The sequence below is a fragment of the Halioxenophilus aromaticivorans genome, from assembly GCF_042850945.1.
GTDB classification, from domain to species: domain Bacteria; phylum Pseudomonadota; class Gammaproteobacteria; order Pseudomonadales; family Cellvibrionaceae; genus Halioxenophilus; species Halioxenophilus aromaticivorans.
In genome coordinates this window covers 4,353,962-4,375,797 of record NZ_AP031496.1, presented here as the reverse complement: position 1 = coordinate 4,375,797, position 21,836 = coordinate 4,353,962, and the positions used below count along the sequence as shown (strand labels likewise).

At 53.6% G+C, this 21,836-nt stretch carries 18 protein-coding genes; 4 read left to right on the top strand and 14 right to left on the bottom strand.

The window, feature by feature from the left end:
* Nucleotides 1-123 precede the first annotated feature (123 nt).
* From ACGHM3_RS18705 to ACGHM3_RS18695, 3 genes are all read right to left on the bottom strand, one after another.
* Complete coding sequence (locus ACGHM3_RS18705; RefSeq protein WP_345422275.1) at nt 124-333, bottom strand: hypothetical protein; 210 nt, start codon at nt 331-333, stop codon at nt 124-126.
* An 11-nt stretch (nt 334-344) separates the two neighbouring features.
* Nucleotides 345-1,643: a sigma-54 dependent transcriptional regulator gene (locus ACGHM3_RS18700; RefSeq protein WP_345422277.1), complete on the bottom strand. Its 1,299-nt coding sequence runs from the start codon at nt 1,641-1,643 to the stop codon at nt 345-347.
* Between the two features lie 213 nt (nt 1,644-1,856).
* The gene (locus ACGHM3_RS18695; RefSeq protein ID WP_345422280.1) at nt 1,857-2,531 is read right to left on the bottom strand and encodes a BON domain-containing protein; all 675 of its coding nucleotides are present in this window, start codon (nt 2,529-2,531) and stop codon (nt 1,857-1,859) included.
* 331 nt (nt 2,532-2,862) lie between these two features.
* Here ACGHM3_RS18695 and ACGHM3_RS18690 point away from each other — a divergent pair, with 331 nt between their 5' ends.
* A complete protein-coding gene (locus tag ACGHM3_RS18690; protein WP_345422283.1) occupies nt 2,863-3,261 on the top strand; it encodes a DUF1761 domain-containing protein in 399 nt (132 codons plus the stop codon).
* A 9-nt stretch (nt 3,262-3,270) separates the two neighbouring features.
* Here ACGHM3_RS18690 and ACGHM3_RS18685 read toward each other — a convergent pair whose 3' ends face one another.
* The 8 genes from ACGHM3_RS18685 to ACGHM3_RS18650 all read right to left on the bottom strand — a co-directional run bounded on the left by ACGHM3_RS18685 (nt 3,271) and on the right by ACGHM3_RS18650 (nt 13,672).
* On the bottom strand, nt 3,271-4,491 hold the full coding sequence (locus tag ACGHM3_RS18685; protein WP_345422286.1) for an MFS transporter: 1,221 nt from the start codon (nt 4,489-4,491) through the stop codon (nt 3,271-3,273).
* Nucleotides 4,492-4,592: 101 nt separating this feature from the next.
* Entirely contained in the window at nt 4,593-5,453 is an 861-nt protein-coding gene (locus ACGHM3_RS18680; RefSeq protein ID WP_345422289.1) for a TIGR03915 family putative DNA repair protein, read from the bottom strand.
* A gap of 10 nt (nt 5,454-5,463) precedes the next feature.
* On the bottom strand, nt 5,464-6,774 hold the full coding sequence (locus ACGHM3_RS18675) for a putative DNA modification/repair radical SAM protein (RefSeq protein WP_345422291.1): 1,311 nt from the start codon (nt 6,772-6,774) through the stop codon (nt 5,464-5,466).
* Between the two features lie 102 nt (nt 6,775-6,876).
* Entirely contained in the window at nt 6,877-8,205 is a 1,329-nt protein-coding gene (locus tag ACGHM3_RS18670; protein WP_345422294.1) for a DASH family cryptochrome, read from the bottom strand.
* 6 nt (nt 8,206-8,211) lie between these two features.
* Complete coding sequence (locus ACGHM3_RS18665; RefSeq protein WP_345422296.1) at nt 8,212-8,952, bottom strand: SDR family NAD(P)-dependent oxidoreductase; 741 nt, start codon at nt 8,950-8,952, stop codon at nt 8,212-8,214.
* 81 nt (nt 8,953-9,033) lie between these two features.
* The gene (locus ACGHM3_RS18660) at nt 9,034-10,278 is read right to left on the bottom strand and encodes an MFS transporter (protein ID WP_345422299.1); all 1,245 of its coding nucleotides are present in this window, start codon (nt 10,276-10,278) and stop codon (nt 9,034-9,036) included.
* A 219-nt stretch (nt 10,279-10,497) separates the two neighbouring features.
* Nucleotides 10,498-11,478: a calcium/sodium antiporter gene (locus ACGHM3_RS18655; RefSeq protein ID WP_345422302.1), complete on the bottom strand. Its 981-nt coding sequence runs from the start codon at nt 11,476-11,478 to the stop codon at nt 10,498-10,500.
* 127 nt (nt 11,479-11,605) lie between these two features.
* Nucleotides 11,606-13,672, bottom strand: coding sequence for a M13 family metallopeptidase (locus ACGHM3_RS18650; protein WP_345422305.1), 2,067 nt, complete (start codon nt 13,670-13,672; stop codon nt 11,606-11,608).
* A 312-nt stretch (nt 13,673-13,984) separates the two neighbouring features.
* Between ACGHM3_RS18650 and ACGHM3_RS18645 the strand changes: the two genes are divergently transcribed.
* Both ACGHM3_RS18645 and ACGHM3_RS18640 read left to right on the top strand, forming a co-directional pair.
* Nucleotides 13,985-15,070, top strand: a complete 1,086-nt coding sequence (locus ACGHM3_RS18645) for a DUF2855 family protein (protein ID WP_345422308.1) — start codon at nt 13,985-13,987, stop codon at nt 15,068-15,070.
* A gap of 23 nt (nt 15,071-15,093) precedes the next feature.
* Entirely contained in the window at nt 15,094-15,867 is a 774-nt protein-coding gene (locus ACGHM3_RS18640; protein WP_390517409.1) for an ATP-binding protein, read from the top strand.
* A gap of 98 nt (nt 15,868-15,965) precedes the next feature.
* Here ACGHM3_RS18640 and holA read toward each other — a convergent pair whose 3' ends face one another.
* From holA to leuS, 3 genes are read right to left on the bottom strand one after another with little or no spacing between them, the layout of a single operon-like run.
* Nucleotides 15,966-17,015, bottom strand: coding sequence for a DNA polymerase III subunit delta (gene holA / locus ACGHM3_RS18635; protein WP_345422314.1), 1,050 nt, complete (start codon nt 17,013-17,015; stop codon nt 15,966-15,968).
* On the bottom strand, nt 16,984-17,568 hold the full coding sequence (gene lptE / locus ACGHM3_RS18630; protein WP_345422317.1) for an LPS assembly lipoprotein LptE: 585 nt from the start codon (nt 17,566-17,568) through the stop codon (nt 16,984-16,986). The genes holA and lptE overlap by 32 nt, the downstream gene beginning before the upstream one ends.
* 40 nt (nt 17,569-17,608) lie before the next feature.
* A complete protein-coding gene (gene leuS, locus ACGHM3_RS18625) occupies nt 17,609-20,206 on the bottom strand; it encodes a leucine--tRNA ligase (protein WP_345422320.1) in 2,598 nt (865 codons plus the stop codon).
* A 624-nt stretch (nt 20,207-20,830) separates the two neighbouring features.
* Here leuS and ACGHM3_RS18620 point away from each other — a divergent pair.
* On the top strand, nt 20,831-21,736 hold the full coding sequence (locus tag ACGHM3_RS18620) for a hypothetical protein (RefSeq protein ID WP_345422323.1): 906 nt from the start codon (nt 20,831-20,833) through the stop codon (nt 21,734-21,736).
* The last annotated feature ends 100 nt before the right edge of the window (nt 21,737-21,836 follow it).

The window sequence follows — 21,836 nt, the reverse complement described above, 5'->3', positions numbered from 1 at the left end:
TCGCAACAGCCTTGGACACAGATATCGGTTAAAGCCGTAACTGGCTTAACGCGGCGTTGGGGTGCCTAAAATCAATATTGGTGTAAGCCCCTTACCGGGAGGTAGCTTTGCCGCCGCCGCTAATTAATTGCTGTCCGTTTTACTAATGCTTTGGGCACACAACTTGCACTCAGACAAAATTTTATCTATACAGGCCGTGAGCTGCGCGGCGCCCTCGGCATTTTTACTGGCCAGAAGTTTAGCGAGCTCCGCGTGCACTGAAATATTATTCAAGTGATTGCGGACGGTGTGGCGAAACTCGGATTGGCTTTGTTGTTGGGTTAATTCTGGCACGTGTTGAGGCCTCACTCGTACTGGTTGAGTCGGTTGTATAAGGTTTTAAGGCTAATGCCGAGCATTTTTGCGGCGGTGGGTTTGTCACCGTCTACTTGTTCTAACGTTACCGTAATCAATTGTCTTTCCATTTCTTGAATGGTGGTGCCGGCGGTGAGTGCGTTTTGCGAAGTGGTACTTTCTGCAAACGGCGAAGAAAACTCCTGTGGCAACGACAACGTATTGGTGGTTGAGTCCGTTAGAATAAAGGCTCGATACAAAGTATGGCGCAGTTCCCGGATATTACCTGGCCAGTTGTAGTCTATTAAACGTTGTTTGACATCGTCGGTTAACACGATATTACGTTGTTGTTCTTTGTTGAAGTGCGCAACAAAGTAGTCTGCCAGCAGAGATACATCGTTGCCGCGGTTGCGTAGCGGTGGCAGGTCAATAGGGAAGACCGCCAAGCGGAAATAAATATCCTCGCGTAGGCACTGCTCGGTGGCTAATTGATCTCTGGATCTATTTGTGGCAGAAATGACGCGACAGTCTATGGGGATATCTTCGGTGCCGCCTACACGGCGTAGCATGCCAGTTTCCAATACCCTTAGCAGCGTCGGTTGCATATCGATGGGCATTTCGGTGACTTCGTCCAAGAACAAAGTGCCGCCCTTGGCCTGTTCAAATAGGCCGATTTTGCGACTGGTGGCGCCGGTAAACGAGCCCTTCTCATGGCCGAACAATTCACTGCTGAGCAGTTCTGGAGAGAAGGCGCCACAGTTAGCGGCAACCATTGCACCGCTGCATTTGCTGGCGTTGTGGATGGCCTGTGCAACCAGCTCTTTACCGGTGCCGCTTTCGCCCATGATCATGACGTTGGCGCGGGTTGGCGCCACCCTTTCGATGTAGTTATACACCTTTTTGATGACCGGCGATTCACCTACCAGCACGCCGAAATGGGCGTTGCTGTCGGTAGCGTCTTCTGGCTCTGACAAAAGGGCTTCAATGCTGGCCAAGTCGATGGGCTTAAGCAGATAGCTCACCCCAGGACCAGCGATGGAATTTACCATGGATTTAATGGCTGAGTGCCCGGTGATAAACGCGACCTTGGGTGGGCGGGATTCCGCGCTTAGGTTGTGCAGAATGTCGAAGCCGTTGCCGTCGGGAAGCATGATGTCCAGCATTAACACGTCAAAGTGTTCATTATTTAAGCGTTGGTTGGCGTCCTGCGCGGTTGACGCAATTTCTACCGTGTGACCAAGCAGTTTGATGAGCTCGGAGGTGGCATCGGTGAATAGAGAGTCGTCATCAACGAGGAGTACTTTTGACATTTTGTGTTCCTTAAACCAAGCACTAGTGGCTTGTTATATGTGGCTGTGCTGTTTGGGTCTGGCCCAGGCATTCTCATGCGTCATAGTAGCGTTTCTCTTATACAGTGCCAATGTCTGCGGCGGGATTGTTGATTGCCAGCACGTGGGTCTTTGGCATTGTGGTGTAAACGAAAAAAAGCGGGCTAGTGCCCGCTAATCGCGCTGCTTATAGGGTTAGCTTTGAAGTACTTTGATTTGATTTTGTACTTCAACAACGTCGTCTGAGTTGGTGGCAATGGCTTCAGCCAGCTGTTTTTGCACGTCTGTTTCAACTTCGCCACTCAATATTACTATTTGGTCTTTGGTATCAACTTTAATGTCGATGGCCGAGAGGTCATCGTTCACCAAGTATTTCATTTTGATAACGGCCGTTATGGTGGCATCTTGTACCGAGGCTAGGAATTCGTTTCGCTCACCATCCTTTTGCTCGTCATTAACGACTTCGATGCGGTTATCAACGCTCTCTATGCCCTCGATTGACAGAGCGATCTCATTGGCCAAGTCCTTCTTAACACTGGAATCGACTTCGCCGGTAAGTACAGCATTACCGTCTATGACCTCGGAATCCAGTTTAAAATTGTTTAGATGTTCGTTAAACAGAAAAGCCGTTTCGATCTTGCCTTCCTGCCAGCCGTTTTTGAAGTAAGCCTCACCCTCGTCGGTTCTTTGCTCGATGGTCTGGCCAACCTTTTGGGTAGCGTCCTGGGTAGCATCTTTCGTTTGCTCAACGGCAGACTCAGTTTTGTTGGCAACGGAGTCTTTATCCATGCCGGCGAAAGTCAGTGGCGCTGTCACTAATGTAACGCTGGCGACGGCTGCGGCTAGTGATTTTTTATGTAGCAATTTCATCGTTTTCTCCTTCTGCGATGGCAACGCTGGTGGCGTCTAACGCGTAATTACCAGCTCATTGATTGCCTGCATGTGCAGATTAAGTGGGTTCAAGCAGCTTAGAGTAAGTGCCTCTGTTTAAGGCTAACTTACTCAGGCTCGTGTAGGTGGTAGCTAGGACCATGCCAACACGGAAAAACCCCAAAATCCGCCGGCTTAGGCTGGTTTAATGCGCTATGGACACGCTAATCCTTGTTATTCACGCTATGGTTTGTAAAAGTTACAAGCCTGTTTAAGAGGTATTGCAAATCGGCAGTGACCATTGCCACTTACATAGAATACGGGGGCATCGATGGCTGACATTAATTATTTTGCAGTGCTGGTGGCTAGTTTGCTGGGCTTTGCCATAGGAGCAGCCTGGTATTCACCCATGATGTTTGGAGTGTATTGGATGCAGGCGGTGGGTTACGAAAGCAAACAGGGCAAAATGCGTCACCCTGCCATTATCTTTGGCGGGTCTTTCTTTGCGTTGTTTATAGTAGCTGTGAATTTGGCTTTGTTTTTAGGCCCGCAGTCCACCTTGGCCACGGGCACGATGTACGGATTTTTCACAGGCTTCGGTTGGGTGGCCATGGCTTTTTTGGTAAACGACCTATTTGAAAACCGGCCATTTCAGCTTTATTTCGTTAACGCCGGCTATCAGGTGGTTACCTTCACGGTTATGGGTGCAGTAGTCGGAGCTTGGCACTAGCGTGTTTCGCTAGCCTTTATGGCCGAACAAAAAGAGCACCCACGCTGCGGCGAAAATCGCTGTCACCACGGCGCCTATGGCAAATAGGCCCTGGCTGATAAACGGCGCTATAAGCGCGGTACCAGCGGCGGCGACCAGTATTACCAGTAATATGATCAGTGCGCTGGCCCGAGCGCTGTCGGCGCCGGCGGACTCCAATGCGGCATAGAAGCCCGGTGGCCCACGCACGCCAAAGCCTAGGTTGACCCAAATAAACAACAGCCAAACAGCCCAATTATGAGTTGCTGCCCAGCCCTGCTGAATAGCAAACCCATAGAGGCAAAGCCCGGTGGCGCCTATAAGGCTAATCACGCTGCCGGCGCAGATCATGGGCGCGCGGCCAAACTTTTCTACCCACCAGTGGCTGCTGCTGGCTGAGGCGATAAAAAAGCTCACGCCGATCATTTGCATTATCACAAAGTCTCGAATATCCCCGCCCAGTGGGCCGGCAAATAAAGCGGGTGCAGCAAACACAAACACCAATAAGCCGCCCAGCGCACAGGCTTGGCTGTTAGCTAAAAGCAGAAACCGAGAGTGGCGCAGCAACCGTCCGTAGTGGTGATTGCTGTCTAAGGGTGGGTTAACCGGCATGGTTGGGTAGAGCCGCCACCAAATCACCAGTAACGCCGCGCAGGCTACTGCCACCGTCCAAAAGCTGGCTTGCCAGCCCCATATTGCCAATAGCCATGCCCCCAATATCGGCGCCAACGCCGGTGTTAAGGATTCAATACTGCTCATTACACCGATGGCCCGGATGGCTTGGTTTTCGGGCAGAAGGGTACGAATCATAACCGGTGCAAATACAGCGGCTGCGGAGCTGGCCAAGCCCTGCAAAAACCGCAGTGCTATCAGTTGTTGCAAGCTGGTCACAAGGGTGGCCAGGACAGAAAATAAGCCATACAGGCCCAGGGCGGCGACGATGATCATACGCTGGTCCCAGCGGGCGCCCACTTCGCCAAACAGCAGCAGGCCGATACCAACTCCGGCCACAAAGCTTGCCAAGACCATTTGCGCTTGGGTGCTAGTGCCGTGCAAAAAGTCGGCGAGTTGTGGCACTGCGGGCAGTACCAAATCGGTACCGGCGAGGCCGACAATGGTGCTGGCAATGATGGATGCCAACAACAATAGCGTTCTGCCCCGCGAGGGCAAATGAGGGGAGGCGGCCTGAAATGGGCTTGGTGATTTAGACACAGAGAGTACTTGGTGTGGATGAGCGAACGGTTAGTCTGCACTGTAATGGAGGTGCTGCACATTGATCAAGCCAACAGTGCAGAGCAAGCGCTGGTAGATGATCAGTCGTTGCGCTTCTGTCTTAACTCGGCCTGTTGCTGCTGTACTCGCTTGGATTTGGCCGTTTTTTGCCAGGGTTGCGCGGCATCGGCGGCAACATAGCCTTCGCTGGTGCTTTGTGCGTTACGAATAAGATCCTTGATTAGGGCCGCCTCGGGTAGGTTTTTCCAATATTTTTTCGGCATTTCGCTCTGCATGGCCTGCACCTTAAGGCGGGCCGGGTTAAAAATACTGCGGTAGTATTGCTGCCACAAGCTTTCGCAATCGTCCTGCATGCCTTGGGGCCGGGCTATGCCTTCGCTGAATGTCAGTATAGTTTGATCCCAGTGCATGCACCCGCTGGGAGAGAGTAACGACCAAGTCATGTTTTTAAACCGCTTCACAAAAAAGGGCGCGGCGGTGGCAAAGATGTCATGTTCGGGTTCAAACCAGGCAAAGTACACCTCGCCTAGCAGATCGTGATCGAGTTTTTGAAAGCGAACGAAGGCTTCCATTTTGTGAATGTCTCGGCAGATGGTCTGGTGCCAATGGCGTAGCAGTTTTACTTGGGGATCGATGGCATCTTGCAGCAGGTTTTTGTTTTCGTACACCAAGCGGTAGGCCAGGCTATAGAATACGGCCCACTTTTGTTCGTCGCGGTAGCAACTGGCTCTGGCCAAGAGCTGTAAAAACTCAGCCGTGATGGTCGGTGTGGGATTAACCACATCTACTTGTTCAAAGTCGTCGCCGCCGAACACCAAACCTTGTTGGGCCTGTTGGCCGGTGCTATTCCAGGTAAGTTGGGTTGGGTCGATTTTGCGCTTTAACAGTTTGCGTGTCAGTTTACGCCAGGCTTTCAAATCGTCTACGTCGACTTCAAACACGTTGCCTACCTTAAAATAATGATAATTGTTGAGCTTGTTTAGGTTGCATAAAATGGGCTTTCAAATCCGCCGCGGTAAGTAATTTGTTGTGCGGGTTGTAATCGGCGGTTTCGATAAACGGTCCCACTTTTTTGGCCGATAAACCACAGCGGGATAAATCGCCAATGCGCAACCTTCTAAACTGCCGAGCTTGTATTATTTTTTCGCAGCCACGCACGCCCACGCCGGGGATGCGCAATATCATCTCTTTACTGGCGGTGTTGATATTCACGGGAAATAAATCGCGGTTTCGGATGGCCCAGGCCAGCTTGGGGTCGATGTCCAGGTCCAGCATTTGATGGGCTTCTGGCTGGTTTGTATTGGGCTGATTTGCATCGGCAGAGGTTGAGTTGCCGATGGGTGTAATTTCATTGACGTTAAAGCCATAAAACCGCAGCAACCAGTCGGCTTGGTACAGCCGGTGTTCGCGCATTAAAGGCGGCGGCATGGACGGCAGTTGTTGGTCGGAATGCGGAATAGGACTAAACGCTGAATAATACACCCGGCGCATTTTATAGCGCTGGTACAAACCGTGGCTCAAGGTGAGAATTTTGGCATCGGTGGATGGGTCTGCGCCGACGATTAATTGGGTGCTTTGCCCAGCGGGGGAGTAGTCAAACTTGGCTTTCTTTTTGCGCCGGCTGCCAATTTCTTTGTCGGCCTTGTGCTCTTTGGCTTCGTTGATGTGGTCTTGCAAGGTGCCCATAGACTGGTGGATGGTTTTGGGGTTTTTTTCCGGGGCTAGCTCTTGCAGCGCGCGCTTGCTGGGCAGTTCGATATTAATGCTAAGGCGGTCGGCGTAAATGCCCGCCGCACGCAATAGCTCCGGGCTAGCATCGGGGATGGTTTTTAAGTGAATGTAACCGCGAAAATCGTGTTTGACCCGCAAGGTTTTGGCCACACGCACCAACTGCTCCATGGTGTAGTCTGAGCTTTGAATAATGCCCGAGCTTAGAAACAGGCCTTCGATGTAGTTGCGCTTGTAAAAATCTAAGGTGAGGTTGACCACTTCCTCGGCGCTAAAGCGGGCGCGCTCTATGGGGCTGGAAGCTCGGTTGATACAATAACTGCAATCGTAAATGCAGAAATTGGTCAGCAACACCTTAAGTAGAGAGATGCAGCGCCCGTCTGGGGCGTAGCTGTGACAAATCCCCATCCCGCCGGAGGTAGAGCCCACGCCACTACCGTTACTGGAGTCGCGTTTAACCGTGCCGCTGCTGGCGCAGGAGGCGTCGTATTTGGCGGCGTCAGCTAATATGGCGAGTTTCTGTTTCAGCTTCATAGTAAGTTAACTGGTTAAGTGTACAGTATTATAGCGGCTGAAATCATTTCTGGAATAGGCAGGCACAAATACTTGTAATTGGATACGTGTACTGGACTACTACTAGCCGCAGGGCCAGTCAGCCGCGTCGACGGCGTCCAGGGGCAGGCCGTGTTTCTGGCCTTGCCAACGCATAATGAACTCGCCATCGGGGTCGTATTGTTCGGTCTGCTTATTGATGTCGAAATGCCGCTTGCCTCGTGGGTCGCAACCTACGCCGGCCAAGTATTGCCAGTTGCCCCAGTTGCTGGCCACGTCATAGTCCACCAGTTGGCGCTCAAAGTAGGCAGCGCCGTAACGCCAATCCAGTCCCATCTCATTGACAAAGCAACTGGCGACGACTTGTCGGCCGCGGTTGGACATATAACCGGTTTGATTAAGCTGCTTCATACAGGCGTTCACCAGTGAGTAGGGGGTATTACCTTGGCACCATTGCTTAAAACGGCCGGGGTAGTAACTGGTATGTGTGGGTTTGTTCTTGATGCCCTGGGGATGGAACAGGCGGGTTCCGTGTGCTCGGGCGTAGCATTGAAAGTACTCCCGCCACAGCAGTTCGAAGCCAATCCAGTAGGTTGAATCGTTGCTACCATTGTCTGCCTCGTATTGCCGAAGAGCGCGCAGAATAGCCCCCGGGCCCAGGCTGCCGTTGGCAAGCCAGGCGGAAAACTTGGTGGAGTTGCGCCAGCCGTCTAGTTCGTTGCGCACCGCCTTGTAACGGCTGGCGTTATCAGTACTGAAGTAACTGTGCAGGTGTTGTTGTGCCGATTGCTCCCCGCCTCGCCACGGCAGTGGTTGCTCGCCTGCGGTTGCTTCCGGAAATGCCCTGAGTTGCGCAAAGTGTGGCCGGTTGGGTTGCTCGGGCAGGAAGTCGGGCGCCGTTAATGGATCAAAAGCGATGTCGGCCAGTAGCGGCTCTACCTGCTTGCGAAACCGGCTGTAGCTGGCCGGTAGCTCGGAGTAAGCAAAGGGCAGGCGGCTTTGGTCGAATAAACAACTGCTGTTTGCCAGGCTAACGGTGCAATCGTTTAGGGCCTTTGTGACCGCCTGCAGCTGTTGGTTTTCGTACCAGCCAACGGGTGTGCTGGCGGCAACGCGACTGACGTTAAAATGCTCGCCCAATGCGGTAACAGCCGTTACCGGTTCATCAAAAAGGCAGTGTAAGTAGCCACCGCGCTGGCGCAGAGCAGTGCTGAGCTCGGCCACGGATTGCAGCCAAAACCTTAGCCTGTTTTGGCCCATGGTTCTTAGCCCGTACCGGTTGTTTGCTAGCCAGGCTGGGTCCAAAACCACTGCGCACACCAATTCGTCGGTCTTGCTACACGTGGCGTGGAAGCTCGGGTTATCGTGGATGCGTAGGTCGTTGGTAAACCAATACAGTGTAGTAATAGGCATAACGGCTTAGTTGGGTATGGGGGTGTTGTCCCAGGCGAACACCTGGCCGCTGTCGATGTTCGTTTTACTGCCCAGTACCGCCATCAAACACTCGGCGGAGTAGCTGGGCGTGAATAATTTTTGCGGTGCGACGTTGCGCTGAAACGGTTTGGACAGCTCGGAATCCACAGTGCCCGGATGCAAGCCAACCAACACGCTGTGCTTGTGGCTGCGGGCCAATTCGACGGCGGCGGTTTTGATAAACATATTCAACGCCGCCTTAGCGCTGCGATAACTGTACCAACCGCCAAGTCGGTTATCACCAATGCTGCCAACCCGTGCCGATAACACACCACAGCGCGACGCTGAGCCTTTATCCAGCAATGGCAGTAAATGCTTTATAGCCAGGGCCGGGCCCAGGGTGTTTACTTGAATAGATTCTAAAAATGCCTCGGCTTCCAGTTTCGCCAGGGATTTTTCAGGTTGCATCGCCTCGCTGTGTAAGGCTCCGGTGGCGATGATGAGGGTATCCAGCGGCGGGTTTTGTTTTAGCGTTTGGGCTGCGGCCAGAAGGCTTGCCTCATCGGTGACGTCGGCTTTGATAAAACCTTCATCGCCAACGTTGGACGGTTGGCTTCGGCTCAGGCACCAAACCCGGGTATTCCGCTGTTGTTGATACACTCGCACCAGGGCATTACCGATGGCGCCGGACCCGCCAAGGATAGCGACCTGTTTAACGGTGGCAGTGTTTGTAGAGGAATGAGTCACATTAGGGCCGTTCTTTAGCTATTTGCTCGGTTGTACGGCTGACTCATCCAATTGGATTAGACTGGGGCGATGACTGAGAGGTTACGAATTCATCGGTTTGGCTGCTGCAGCCGGTTGGTTCTCTGTGGCGATTTGGCTGAGCAGGGCGAGGGCAGTAACCAGCAGGGCCATCACGCCAATGAGGGCCACATTGTATTGTTGATGTTGATCGTACACCCAGCCAAAAGTGGGGGGCGCCAGCATAGAAAACGGCATAATCACAAACGACATTGCGCCCATCACTTTGCCAATCTGAGCAGGCCCATACAGCCGAGATATCAACAAGCTCCAAAGCGGTAGCGTGCCGCCGCCAGCCAGCCCCGCTAATGTGACCATTGCCATAATCCCGGCGTACTGATTGAGCTGCCACAGCCCCAGCATTGCCAAACTCATTGCCACCAGCATGGTGGATAACGCCAGTTTGAGACTGATCCGGTCGCTGATGCTGGCGACAATCAATTTACCGGCAAAATTAGCGCCGGAGATAACCGACAACAACAGCGCCGCTTTGGCTGCGGTTATGCCCTTGGTACCACTGAATTGCACCATATTGCTCACCACACCCATGGGCCCTGCGAACAGGCTGCCCAAAACCACGGAGGTTATCCAAAAGCGCGGTTGGCTCAGCAAGGTTTTGGTTGTAATGCTGGCCTGTGGACTGATTACGGGCTGTTGCCGGCCTGGGGGTTCTGGCGTGATATTGCGGTCCTGGGGCCGATTGCTGATCAAAAATAAAATCAGCGGGCTGGTGAGCAGAAACGTAATGAGCGCGTACAGTCGCAATGCCATGCGCCATTCCATGCCCTGCAATAGCCACTGCAGTAAAGGTGGAATTAACAAGCCGCCTAGGGCGCCGCCGCTGGCGGCAATACCCATGGCCATGCCACGGCGTCGATCAAACCAGCGGGCCAGCAGCGCAGAGGCGGCAATGGGCCCTAAGAGAATCGTGGCCATCGACATAAACACGGCGTACACCGCCACCACTTGCAACATGCTGCTGGTAAACGACAGCAGCAAGAATCCGCCTCCTAAAAAGCCACCGCCTAAAGCCATCAGCAGGCGTATGGAGAAGTTATCGAAGGCCCGGCCAATTACGGGGCTGAGCACCCCGGACAACATGGATACCACCATCACGCCCATCATTAATTGCGCATTACTGGGCTGGAACTCGGCTTTCAAAGCCACCGCAATGATGGAGTAGCCGGTAAAAATGCTGGCCGAGCACACAGCTTGAACCGTGAGCACGGTGGCTACCTGCCACCAACCGGGATAAATGGGTTTTCGCACAATAGCCTCTTTGGTTTTTATTTTTTGGCGATCAGTGTTCAGAAAATAACTGGTTAGCGATCAATGAATGGCATTGCAGTCCGACATTGATGGAGCTCACGTGTGCCGAGGCGGGGGAGGAGAGAACCGCCTAAGATAGCCTTCACTATATTAGGCGGGGTGGGCGTTGAGCACTAGGCCAGGGGCCACGTTCAACGGGCCAAAGTTGCTGGCAACCGGTCAGCCAGCGGCGAAGACCGATTGCACTAACCACACGTTGTAAGCGACAAAGGCGACCACTAACAGGCCACCTTCGACTCGGTTGATGCGTCCCTGGCGGCCTTTGAGGCCATAGGCCATCACAAACATGGCAAGGGTTAAGCCCAGCATTACCGGCCAGTCCCGTTGCATGACTTCGGGCAATATATCCGGGATGGGAGTGATGGCGCCGGCGATACCAGCCACGGCCAGCAGGTTGAACATGTTGGAACCGACCACATTACCCAGCGCGATGTCGTGCTCGCCTTTTCTGGCGGCAATCACCGTGGCGGCCAGCTCGGGCAGGGAGGTTCCCAGGGCGACAATGGTAAGACCAATAATAAGGTCGCTAACACCCAGGGAATGAGCGATAGTCACCGCCCCCCAAACCAGTACACGAGAACTGACAATCAATAACACAAAGCCGGCTACCAGCCAAAAAATGGCCAAGCCTAGGGCCATATCGTGGCTGGCCACTTCTTGCTCTGCGTCGGCGGCCAGGGCGTCGATTTCGCCGCGCAGGCCATTAAAAATCTGCCAGCCGATCACGCCAAAAAAGCCCGCCAGCAATATAAACGATTCGGTGCGGGTGAGGGCACCGTCATAGAACATGGCGCCGGCGATCAGTGTAATGACGATTAAAATCGGCAGTTCGCGTTTGACGATTTGCGAACTGACCAAAATAGGCACAAATACGGCGGTGATACCAATCACTAAGCCGGTGTTGACGATATTGGAGCCAAGTGCGTTGCCAAGGGCCAGCTGCGGATTGCCCTCCAGGGCAGCCATGGCCGATACCACCATTTCCGGTGCCGAGGTGCCAAAACCAACAATAACCATACCGATGAGTAGGCTGGGCATACCGGCGTGTTTGGCTGTGGCGGCGGCACCATCTACGAAGCGGTCTGCGCTCCAAACCAGCAGTGCGAAGCCAGCCAAAATGGCGAGAGAGGCCAGTAACATGGGGAATCCTTTGCTAAAAACGAGAGGAGGAATTGCAGGCGGCTAGGGTACAGATTGTGTGCCGCTGCGCAAGTGAAATCTCTGTGAATTGGCCCGTGATAAACCAATTATCACGGGCCGTACCGAGTTACCAAATTTTAACGCGCTGCGCTGGTGGTAGGTACAGCTGATCGGATTCGGTAACGCCGAAGGCATCTACGAACTCTGGCATGTTGCGAACCACGCCGTTAACGCGGTAGCGAGCCGGGCTGTGGGGGTCGGTTTTCAGCCGATTACGCAGATTCTCGTCGGTGTACTTCGACGCAAAAGCCTGGGCCCAACCAATAAACAGTCGCTGTTCACCGGTAAAGCCGTCGATTACCGGCGACGGTTTGCCCTGCAAAGACAGCTGATACGCTTTGTAGGCGATGGTCAGTCCCCCCAGGTCACCGATATTTTCGCCCAGGGTGAGCTGGCCATTAACGTGCTGCTCCGGCAGCGGCTGGTAGCCATCATATTGCTCTACTAAGGTTTGCGTGCGCTGGGTAAAGGCCTGGCTGTCGGTGGGCTGCCACCAGTTTTCCAATTTGCCATCACCATTGTAGCGTGAGCCTTGATCATCGAAGCCGTGACCCATTTCGTGGCCGATGACGCCGCCAATGGCGCCGTAGTTGATGGCATCGTCGGCCTCTAGGTTAAAGAACGGAGGCTGCAAAATGGCCGCTGGGAAGACGATTTCATTCATCAGTGGGTTGTAGTAGGCGTTCACCGTTTGCGGGGTCATAAACCATTCGTTGCGATCGATGGGTTTGCCTAGCTTGTCGATCTGTTGTTGGTATTGGAATTGCTCGCCATACAGCAGGTTGTCCACCAGGCTGGTGGTGGAGACTTGCAACTGGCTGTAATCCTTCCATTCATCGGGATAGCCAATCTTGGCGACAAATTTCTCCAGTTTGTTAATGGCCTGTGCTTTGGTGTCTTCGCTCATCCAATCCAGGGCCAGAATGCTCTCTCGGTAGGCTTCGCGCAGGTTTTCTACCAAGGTGGTCATGCGAGCTTTGGCTTCCGGCGGGAAGTGCTTCTCAACGTAGAGTTTGCCCACTGCTTCGCCGGCAATTTGGTCGGTAAAGGCGATGCCGCGCTTCCAGCGGGCGCGCTGCTCCTGGGTGCCGTAAAGCGTTTTGGAATAAAAGTTAAAATCCTCGGTGGCCAGAGCCTCGTTTAGATAGGGCGCGAGGTAAGTGAGCGCGCGCCATTTTAGGTAGGTGCGCCACTGGTCTAGAGGGATTTCTGCCAACATTTCGTTGAGATGCAGCATAAAACTGGGTTGGCCGATAATCAGCTGAGGTTGATCGGCGATTTGCGCAGCGGATAAAAACTCGGACCACGGCGTGTTGCTGTTTTGGCCGATTAAATCTTCGGCTGTGATGGGGTTGTAGGTTTTTACCGCATCGCGCAGATCCACTCGTGGCCAATGGCCTTCGGCCAACTCGGCTTCAAACGCTAGGATGTCTTCTGCCGTGGCTTGGGTGTCGCTTGCTCCCACCAATTGCAGCATTTTTTCAATGTGCTCTTCAAAGGCTGCGAGCACCTCTTGGCCGTGGTCAGTGCTGTCAAAGTAATAGTCGCGATCGGGCAGGCTTAGGCCGGCCTGATAGAAATACACGGTGTATTGGTCTGGATTTTTTTTATCCGGGCTGACAAATAAGGCCACCGGGGCAAGGCCACTAACCATCCAGCTTTTACCCAAAAATTGCATCAGCGCCTGTTGGCTGTCGATGCCGTCGATCTCCGACGCCAGCGCTTGGTAAGGTGAAGCTCCGGCTTGTTCAATGGCGGCTTCATCCATAAAGGTTTGGTATAACGCCTTGGCCTTTTCTACGTCGGCGGGGTGCTTGCTATCGTCGTTAATTAAATCTTCAAGAATAGTACGTACATTGGCCGTGGCTTCTTCTCGCAAAACGTAAAAGCTGCCGTAGGAAGAGCGATCTGCCGGGATTTCTGTGGTCTCAAGCCAAGTGCCGTTAACGAATTGAAACAAATCATCCTGTGGCCGAGTAGTGTTATCGAAGGTTTCCAGGGTTACGCCGGAGATTTTCTCAGATTGGCTAGGCACCGAGGTCGATTCGGGGGTAGGCATCTGACAGGCACTGAGCGATATCAAAGCGGTGCACAGGGCGATTCGAGTGGGTGTGGCCCAACGGCTAAGGCTCATAAGATTCCCTCTATTAATTGATGGCTGGCGTTTCAAAATACAGGCTCGCTGTTACATCGATTATTCATTGTAAGTGCTACCCGCGGTCTTATCTACGTGCCGTTGAGCGCCGTAAAATCGGCGCTGGGTCGCAATCCCAAAGATTTTACCGCGTATCAGTTCAACCCCGCGCTGCGGCTGAGGTATTATCCGCGGCTATACTGCAACGAATGTCGGACAACACCAATCACATTTTGTTTATGCCAATTTTTGGCAATGCCGTGGCCAGTGCGCGGGCGGCACTAAGTAACCACTGGTACAGATGTAACCCCAATGCTCAATATTAGTTTGGAATTTAACCAGAAAGATTTTCGCAGGTTGGCGGTTTCCAACGCGGCGGTGCCAACCCATGTGCAAAACGCGCCTGGGTCGATGTTGGTGCGGCTGGAGCGATTTGGTTTTTCCAGTAACAATTTGGCCAGTGCTTTGGCGCCGGGGCTGGCCAGCGTGTGGCCCCAAGCATTCCCGGCGGGCACTGACCGGCTGCGGTTGCCGGTGTGGGGAGTGGCCCAGGTAGTGGCCGCCAACCAGGCCGTGTTTGAACCCGGCGCCTGCTTCTTTGGCTGCTTCCCCATGACACGTTTTGCCCTAATTGACCCTTCCATGGAGCCACTGGAGCGCTATGGTATTGGTGCGGACCAGCTGCTTAACCCCACCGGCGGCCATCTACCGGTGCCGGCGGATACCCAGTCTGGGTGCTACAACGCGGTGGATTTGCAAATTATGTTGCGGCCACTGCTGATGGCGGCCTTTATGGTGATGGAAGAATTGAAAGAGAGCCAATTTTGGCACGCCCAACAAATTGTGGTGACCTGCGCTTCTAGTAAAACGGCCATGGGGTTGGGGTATTTTTTGCAACAGCATTTCGCTGAACGAAGTGATGGGCCATCGCCCCAAGTGATTGGTTTAACCGCCCAATCCAACGTAAATTTTGTGCGCAAACACGGCCATTTTGACAAGGTGCTCAGTTATGAGCAATTTCGGGCCATGGATGAAGCCGATACTGTGTTGGTGGATTTCTCGGGGAATTTCAGTGTTCAGCGCATGCTGGTGTATTACCTCAAGCAACACCTGATCCACGCCTACGCCCTGGGAGCGGCCCACTGGGACGAGGTTGCCAGCGGTGAACTGGCCATGAGTTGCGAGTATTTTTCGGCGTTGGATTTTTACTACCAACGCCACGCCCGCAGTAAAGACCTGAATTACCGCTTTCAGCAACTGTGGCCAAATGCGTGCGGGGCCTTTATTAAGTGGTTAAAGCCGCAATTGGTGGAAGGGCCAGATCGTGTACGCTGGGTGTATGAACAAGTGCTGGCCGGAAAATCCAAGCCCGATGTGGCCTACTTGTGTAAACTCTAACGATTTAATGAATGGAGTTTATTGTGATCGATTGGGCCACAACCTACGCCGCCATTTGGCGCGCTAAAACCAACCGCCTGCGCGCCGCCACAAGGCTAGACCCAATCCGCTTGGGCCAACTGCTGCAGATAGACCGGCAAAAGCAGCGTTTGGTAGACAACACTCAGCGTTTTTTGCAAGGGCTGCCGGCCAATCACGCGTTGCTGTGGGGTGCCAAGGGCACGGGTAAATCCAGTTTGGTAAAAGCCTTGTTGAACGACTACGCCGAACAGGGCTTGCGGGTGATTGAGGTGGATAAATCCGATCTCAATGATCTGCCGGAAATCGTCGACCAAATTGAGCAGCAACCCTATCGCTTTATATTGTTCTGCGACGATCTTTCCTTTGAAGAACAAGAAACCAGCTACAAGCATTTAAAAAGTGTGCTGGAAGGCTCCATAGAATTGCCGCCGGAAAACATCCTTTTTTATGCTACTTCTAATCGTCGGCACCTAGTGCCTCAAACCCAGGGCGACAACCAAGAAACGCTGGCCGCCCGTATGGCCGACAGCAGCGTGCTGCATTCCGACACCGTGGAAGAAAAGCTCTCTCTGGCCGACCGCTTTGGCCTGTGGCTATCCTTTTATCCCATCAGCTGGCAGGAATACATCGCCGTGGTGGAGGCTTTGTTCGAGGGCCACGAACTGGCGGTAAGCCAAGACGAGCTTATTCGCCAGGCGCAATTGTTTGCTCGCACCCGGGGCACCAACAGCGCGCGTACTGCCAGGCAGTTTTATCAGTCCGTGGTAGAAGGTTAAGGTAGGGGGCGTTAGCTGGTGTTGGGCCACAAAGCTTTGGCGGCTGATTAGGGTGAGGTTGGCGCCGATTTGTCTGCGGCTGGGCAAGCACCCATAGGTTACTCCAGTGCCAGCAAATCCAACCGAGGGTGCAAACTCACTACGCCACTTAGATGCAGCACTAAGTCCTTTAGTTCGCTCCAGGCGTCCACGCGCCGCATGCCTTTTATGGCTTGGTCTACGCCATTGGCTTTGCGCAGCAGGTGCTGGGCGTGGCGTGGTGAAATGCGTTTTACCGCGGGGCTGATGAGGGCTTTGCGCTTGTCCCACACCTTGGCTTCATTCATGGCCATTTCCAGGGCGCGGCCCTGAGCCATGCGCTCGTGGACGGTGGCAATAACGCGAATCTCTCGGGCCAACGCCCACAGAATAATTACACCATCGGTTCCTTCTCCGCGCAGGCCATTGAGTGTGGTGATGGCGGCGTTGGTGTTGCCAGCCAGGGCTTTATCCACCAATCCAAATACGTCGTAGCGGGCGCTGTCGCCCACCAGGTTGGCCATGGTGGCGGTTTCGATCAGGTCGCCGTCGTTGACCAGTAATTTCAGTTTTTCGATTTCTTGGCTGGCGGCCAGCAGGTTACCTTCCACTTTGGCGGCGAGAATCTCGATGGCTTCACTGGAGGCCTTCAAATTGGCCTGGCGCAGGCGTTGGTCTATCCAGCGTGGCAGGGCCGCGGCGGTTACCGGCCAAATTTGTACAAAGAACCCTTGAGCCATCAGCGCTTTAAACCACTTAGCTTTTTGACTGTTGCCGTCAAACTTGGGGGCGGAGATTAACAGTACGGTATCGGCGGGTAGGTCTTCGGCGTAGGCCAATAGGGAGCGATTGGCCTCTTCGTTAACCTTGCCCTTGTAGAAATGAATCTCGATTAACTTGCGTTCGGCAAACAGACTCATATTGGCGGCACCGGCGAGCAGTTGTTGCCAGTCTATGGTGTTATCGCCGTAGTAGCGCTCGCGCTCGTTAAAGCCCTGGGCGGTGGCCGCCCGGCGAATATCATCGCAGGCTTCTTGTACCAACAGCGGCTCATCACCGCTGATGATATACACCGGTGCCAGCGGCTGCTGGCAGTGTTTACTCAGTTGCTCCGGGCGCAGTTTGTTCATCGAGTGATTCTTGAGGCACGGTTTCAGAAGGCGTTGTGGCAGGGGTTTGGCTTTGGTTGCGCAAAGCAAAGCGGAAACTGCGCAGAATTTGCTGGGCTAATTCCTGGCGCAGTTCGCGTTCAATGGTTTGTTCTTCTTGGGCTTTGGCGGCTACGTTGTCGCGGTCGAAGTTGTAACTGCGCGCTACCCGAGAGGGGCCGCGTTCAATGACTTCTACGCCCTGGCTATCGGTGATGTCGAAGTCGGCGGTGAGCGATAGCGCAATGCTGTCAGCCACACCGTCGGTGCCTAGGCTGTTAACCCGTCGCTCTTTGTCCACCGAAAAAATCCGCACAATATAGTTGGCTTCATCCGCCGTAACTAAAGAGATTTTATTCAGCTTAAACGCCAGCTGGATATCGCGCTCTTGTTCCGCGCCAATGTTTTCGGTTTGCAAATGCACCTGGCGCATAGCCTCAGGCAAGTCGATTTTGCCTCGCAGGTGCCAGCCACAGGCGCTCAGCAATAGCAGCGCGGTAATGGCCGTTGCTCGCACTAAAATAGATTTAACCACTCGGTAACCTTAGCGGGTTGCGTTTTTATTTAACGACGATTTATTTAACGGCAAAAGTGACCAGTTTACCTGGGATGACCTTCGACATTTTGATTTCTTTGCCTTCCAAAAACTTCACCACGTTGGACTCGGATTGGGCCAGGGCAAGAATTTCATCACTGCTGGCGCTGGCTGAAACCTCCAACTGGGCGCGGATTTTACCGTTTACCTGTACTGGGTACACCAAGCTATCGCGCACCATGGCTTGTTCGTCCGCCACCGGCCAAGGCTGGTCCACCAAGTTGTTGCTGTGGCCAAGCGCCTGCCAAATACTGTGGCAAATATGCGGCACAATGGGGGCGAGTAGGGCGGTCATGGCTTCCAGCGCCTCGCGTTCCACGGCTAGGCCATCTGGGCTGCTGCGGTCGGCAGTTTTGGTCACTTCGTTGAGCAATTCCATAACCGCAGCCACGGCGGTGTTAAAGGTTTGCCGCTGGCCGAAGTCGTCGCTCACTTTGGCGATGGTTTCGTGCACTTTACGACGCAGGCCTTTTTGTTCGCCATTTAAGGCTTCGGCGTTCAGTGTGCCCGGGCTGCCGGCCTCAATGTGGCCGTGGACGGTTTTCCAGAAGCGGCGTAAAAAGCGGCTGGCGCCCTCTACACCGGCATCGTGCCATTCTAGAGTTTGCTCGGGCGGCGCGGCAAACATGGAGAACAGCCGCAGGGTATCGGCGCCGTATTGATCCACGGCGGATTGTGGGTCCACGCCGTTGTTTTTGGATTTCGACATTTTGGTGCTGCCGCCCAGGCTAAGTTCACCGGCGTCTGGGTGGCGGGCGGAAATCACCTTGCCTTTGCTGTCTTTTTCCAATTCTACATCGGCGGGGTTGTACCAGGTTTTGGAGCCGTCGTCGTTGACTTTATAGAAGGAATCGGCCAACACCATGCCTTGGCACAGCAAGCTCTCAAAGGGTTCGTCGCTGGAGACCAAACCCTCGTCGCGCATTAATTTGTGGTAGAAGCGGGCATACAACAAATGCAAAATCGCGTGCTCAATACCGCCCACGTATTGATCCACCGGCAGCCAGTAGTCGGCGGCGTCTTTATCCAGCATGCCCTCGCTAAAGCCGGGGCAGGTGTAGCGCGCGTAATACCAGGAGGATTCCATAAAGGTATCGAAGGTGTCGGTTTCGTGCTCTGCCGTTACGCCGTTGATCTCGCCGGCTTTGCGCCACTCGGGGTCGGCTTTAATGGGCGAGGTAACGCCGTCCATTTGTACGTCTTCAGGCAGCAGTACTGGCAGGCGGTCGCCAGGTACGGCGATTTCGGTGCCGTCGGCCAGGTTTAACATGGGGATTGGGCAACCCCAGTAGCGTTGGCGAGACACCCCCCAGTCGCGCAGGCGATAGTTGACCTGTACACGGCCTTTGCCAGTTTCGTGCAAGTGTTGGCTAATGGCCTTAAAGGCTTTGCCAAAACTGAGCCCGTCCCACTGACTGAAGTCCTCGCCCGAGTTAACCAGCGGGCCTTTTTCGGAGATGGCTGCTTGGCTGAGGTCGCCTTCGCCGGCAATCACTTGCTTGATTTCTAAACCGTATTTCTGGGCGAACTCAAAGTCGCGTTGATCGTGGGCAGGCACGGCCATTACCGCGCCGGTGCCGTAATCCATCAATACGTAGTTGGCTACCCATAGGGCCACTGGCTGGCCAGTAATGGGGTGGGTGGCGTTGATGCCGGTGGCCATGCCTTTTTTGTCCATGCTTGCCATGTCGGCCTCGGACACGCTCTGTTGCTTACATTCGGCGACAAAGGCGGCTAGCTCTGGGTTGTTTTCGGCCAGGGCCAATACAATGGGGTGTTCAGCCGCCAAGCTGACGTAGGTAATACCCATAACGGTATCTGGGCGGGTGGTGTACACGCTGAACTGGTCGATACCGGCCACGGGGGCTTCTAGGGCAAAATCGATCTCTACCCCTTTGGAGCGGCCAATCCAATTGCGTTGCATGGTTTTCACCTGCTCCGGCCAATTGGGTAATTGATCTAGGCTGTTTAACAATTCCTGAGCGTATTCAGTGATCTTAATAAACCATTGGGGAATCTCTTTACGCTCAACCAGAGCGCCGGAGCGCCAGCCGCGGCCATCGATGACCTGTTCGTTGGCCAGTACGGTTTGGTCCACTGGGTCCCAGTTCACCGTGGCCATCTTTTTATACACCAAGCCTTTTTCATACAGGCGGGTAAAGAACCACTGCTCCCAGCGATAGTAGTCAGATTGGCAGGTGGCCAGTTCGCGCTGCCAGTCAAAGCCAAAGCCCAGGCTTTTAAGCTGGCCTTTCATGTACTCGATGTTGGAGTAGGTCCATTTGGCCGGCGCAGTGTGGTTTTGAATGGCGGCGTTCTCCGCCGGCAGGCCAAAGGCATCCCAGCCCATTGGGTGCAGCACATTTTTACCCTGCATGCGCTGGTAGCGAGCAATCACATCGGTGATAGTGTAGTTACGCACGTGCCCCATGTGCAGCTTGCCGCTGGGGTAGGGGAACATCGCCAGGCAGTAGAATTTCTCTTTACTTCGGTCTTCGGTGACGGCGAAGGTATTGTTGCTCTGCCAATAGGATTGGGCCTGGGCTTCAACTTCAGCGGGCTGGTATTGATCTTTCATATCCGGCTAGGAACCTGTGGGCTGTGGTGCTCAATAATTGCGCGCTTGCACTGCGCTGTAAAAATAAAAGCGGCAATTATAGGAGTTAGTGACGGATAAAGCGATGGCCCAGGCCCTGGCGTTTACGGTGCCCTGGCCAGGTGTGGCTGGGCGGCGGATTCTGCTGGATTTGCCACGTTCAGCCGTTTGGCGTAATTCGGGTCGTTTGTGGTTTTGCGTGGGGCAGCACGCCCTATTTGGGAGCTGTGCAGCATGCAGACGGTCTAAACTGTGCTTTGGTGGGCCAGCGTGGGGCCTTGTTTGTATTTTGGTGCTATTTTGGTGCGGGGCTGAAGGGCGGATTCAGGGCTGCTGGGCTTATTCTGGGGCGAGCCGCCGACGGCTACTCAATTCTGGTGCCCGACTATAGTGGTATGGCAATTGCTCGGTCGATGGGTAATTTTAGCAAGGCGCAGGTGGGGCGACTCTGACACAAACGGCCCCGGCGCAAGTACCGATCCAAAAGACCAGTACTGAGCCCAAAACAGAGGGTACTGCCGCCAAAACGGAACTGTTTGAACCTTTATGTCTACAATATCTTCAAAACACAACTACACACACAAGATTACAGCAAGCGCGAACAATATGAATAACGTAGAGTTGGTTTCTGCCTGCGGTGGCTATAGCGAGCGAATTCTGGCCCTAAACCTGATTAAGCAAATTAGCCACCTTTGCCGAGCTATTCAAAGGCACCGTGGCCTGGGTATGTCGCTTATTGCCGGTTACCAGGAGTTCGAGACGGATTTTCTCAGCCTGCAGCAACAGGTATCCCGTCGTATGCAAGTGCTGGAGGTTTTTTCAAAGCAGTCCACAAACTTACTTACCGATGGCCAAATTGAAAAGCTGCTGGCCGCCTGGTCGATCATTGAGCGAGATTGGCAAAATGACTCGGTGATGGAGAACTTTGAGTACCATTCCCATTTTATTGAGCAGCTGCTGCAGATGATGATGACCCTGGCTCGCCTGTTGGAGCGCCCGGCGGCTTCTGCTTTCCCCGATGCCATCGTTTCTAGTTCCGCTAACGTCGAACACAAGCGTCAGCAATTTAACTTGGTGGGGTTACTAGTATTTGTGTGCAACCAATTGCCCAGCTTAGTGGAGCAGGTGGCTAAGATCCGTGGCTTGGCCACGCTTTCTGCCACGCGCGGTAAACTGGGCGGTTTGGAAGACAGTAAACTGCGCTACTTCATTCAAAACACCCGTGTTCAACACGAAAAAGTCCGTAACCAATCCGATCGCTTACTGGAACAAATCAAAGACGACATTCGTTCGCTGCCGTTGATAAAGGCCTACGAGTTTAAGTTGATGTTTTTGATAAACACCGTGGAAAAAGAAATTCTAGAGCCGCAGGTTATTACCATGGACAGTCGCCAGGTGTTCAACCTAGCCACAGAAATTATTGATGTTTATTTAAAGGTAGTGGACGAAGGATTGAGCCTGTTGCAGCGCAGGCAAGAGGATTCTTTGGAAGACTGGTTTTTACAAGGCTAGTTGAGGCTTTGTAGAACTTTCGATTTGGCGCTTTTGCCAATCTGGTATCAAGCTAGGCCCAACGAGCCTAGCTTCGTCGATTTTCGTTTTTCGTTAAGGG

Bases quoted from the DNA above. Each gene is read 5' to 3' on its own strand.
- ACGHM3_RS18700 (WP_345422277.1), bottom strand. From the start codon at position 1,643: ATGTCAAAAGTACTCCTCGTTGATGACGACTCTCTATTCACCGATGCC.
- ACGHM3_RS18695 (WP_345422280.1), bottom strand. From the start codon at position 2,531: ATGAAATTGCTACATAAAAAATCACTAGCCGCAGCCGTCGCCAGCGTT.
- ACGHM3_RS18690 (WP_345422283.1), top strand. From the start codon at position 2,863: ATGGCTGACATTAATTATTTTGCAGTGCTGGTGGCTAGTTTGCTGGGC.
- ACGHM3_RS18675 (WP_345422291.1), bottom strand. From the start codon at position 6,774: ATGAAGCTGAAACAGAAACTCGCCATATTAGCTGACGCCGCCAAATAC.
- ACGHM3_RS18670 (WP_345422294.1), bottom strand. From the start codon at position 8,205: ATGCCTATTACTACACTGTATTGGTTTACCAACGACCTACGCATCCAC.
- ACGHM3_RS18655 (WP_345422302.1), bottom strand. From the start codon at position 11,478: ATGTTACTGGCCTCTCTCGCCATTTTGGCTGGCTTCGCACTGCTGGTT.
- ACGHM3_RS18650 (WP_345422305.1), bottom strand. From the start codon at position 13,672: ATGAGCCTTAGCCGTTGGGCCACACCCACTCGAATCGCCCTGTGCACC.
- ACGHM3_RS18645 (WP_345422308.1), top strand. From the start codon at position 13,985: ATGCTCAATATTAGTTTGGAATTTAACCAGAAAGATTTTCGCAGGTTG.
- holA (WP_345422314.1), bottom strand. From the start codon at position 17,015: ATGAACAAACTGCGCCCGGAGCAACTGAGTAAACACTGCCAGCAGCCG.
- leuS (WP_345422320.1), bottom strand. From the start codon at position 20,206: ATGAAAGATCAATACCAGCCCGCTGAAGTTGAAGCCCAGGCCCAATCC.
- ACGHM3_RS18620 (WP_345422323.1), top strand. From the start codon at position 20,831: ATGAATAACGTAGAGTTGGTTTCTGCCTGCGGTGGCTATAGCGAGCGA.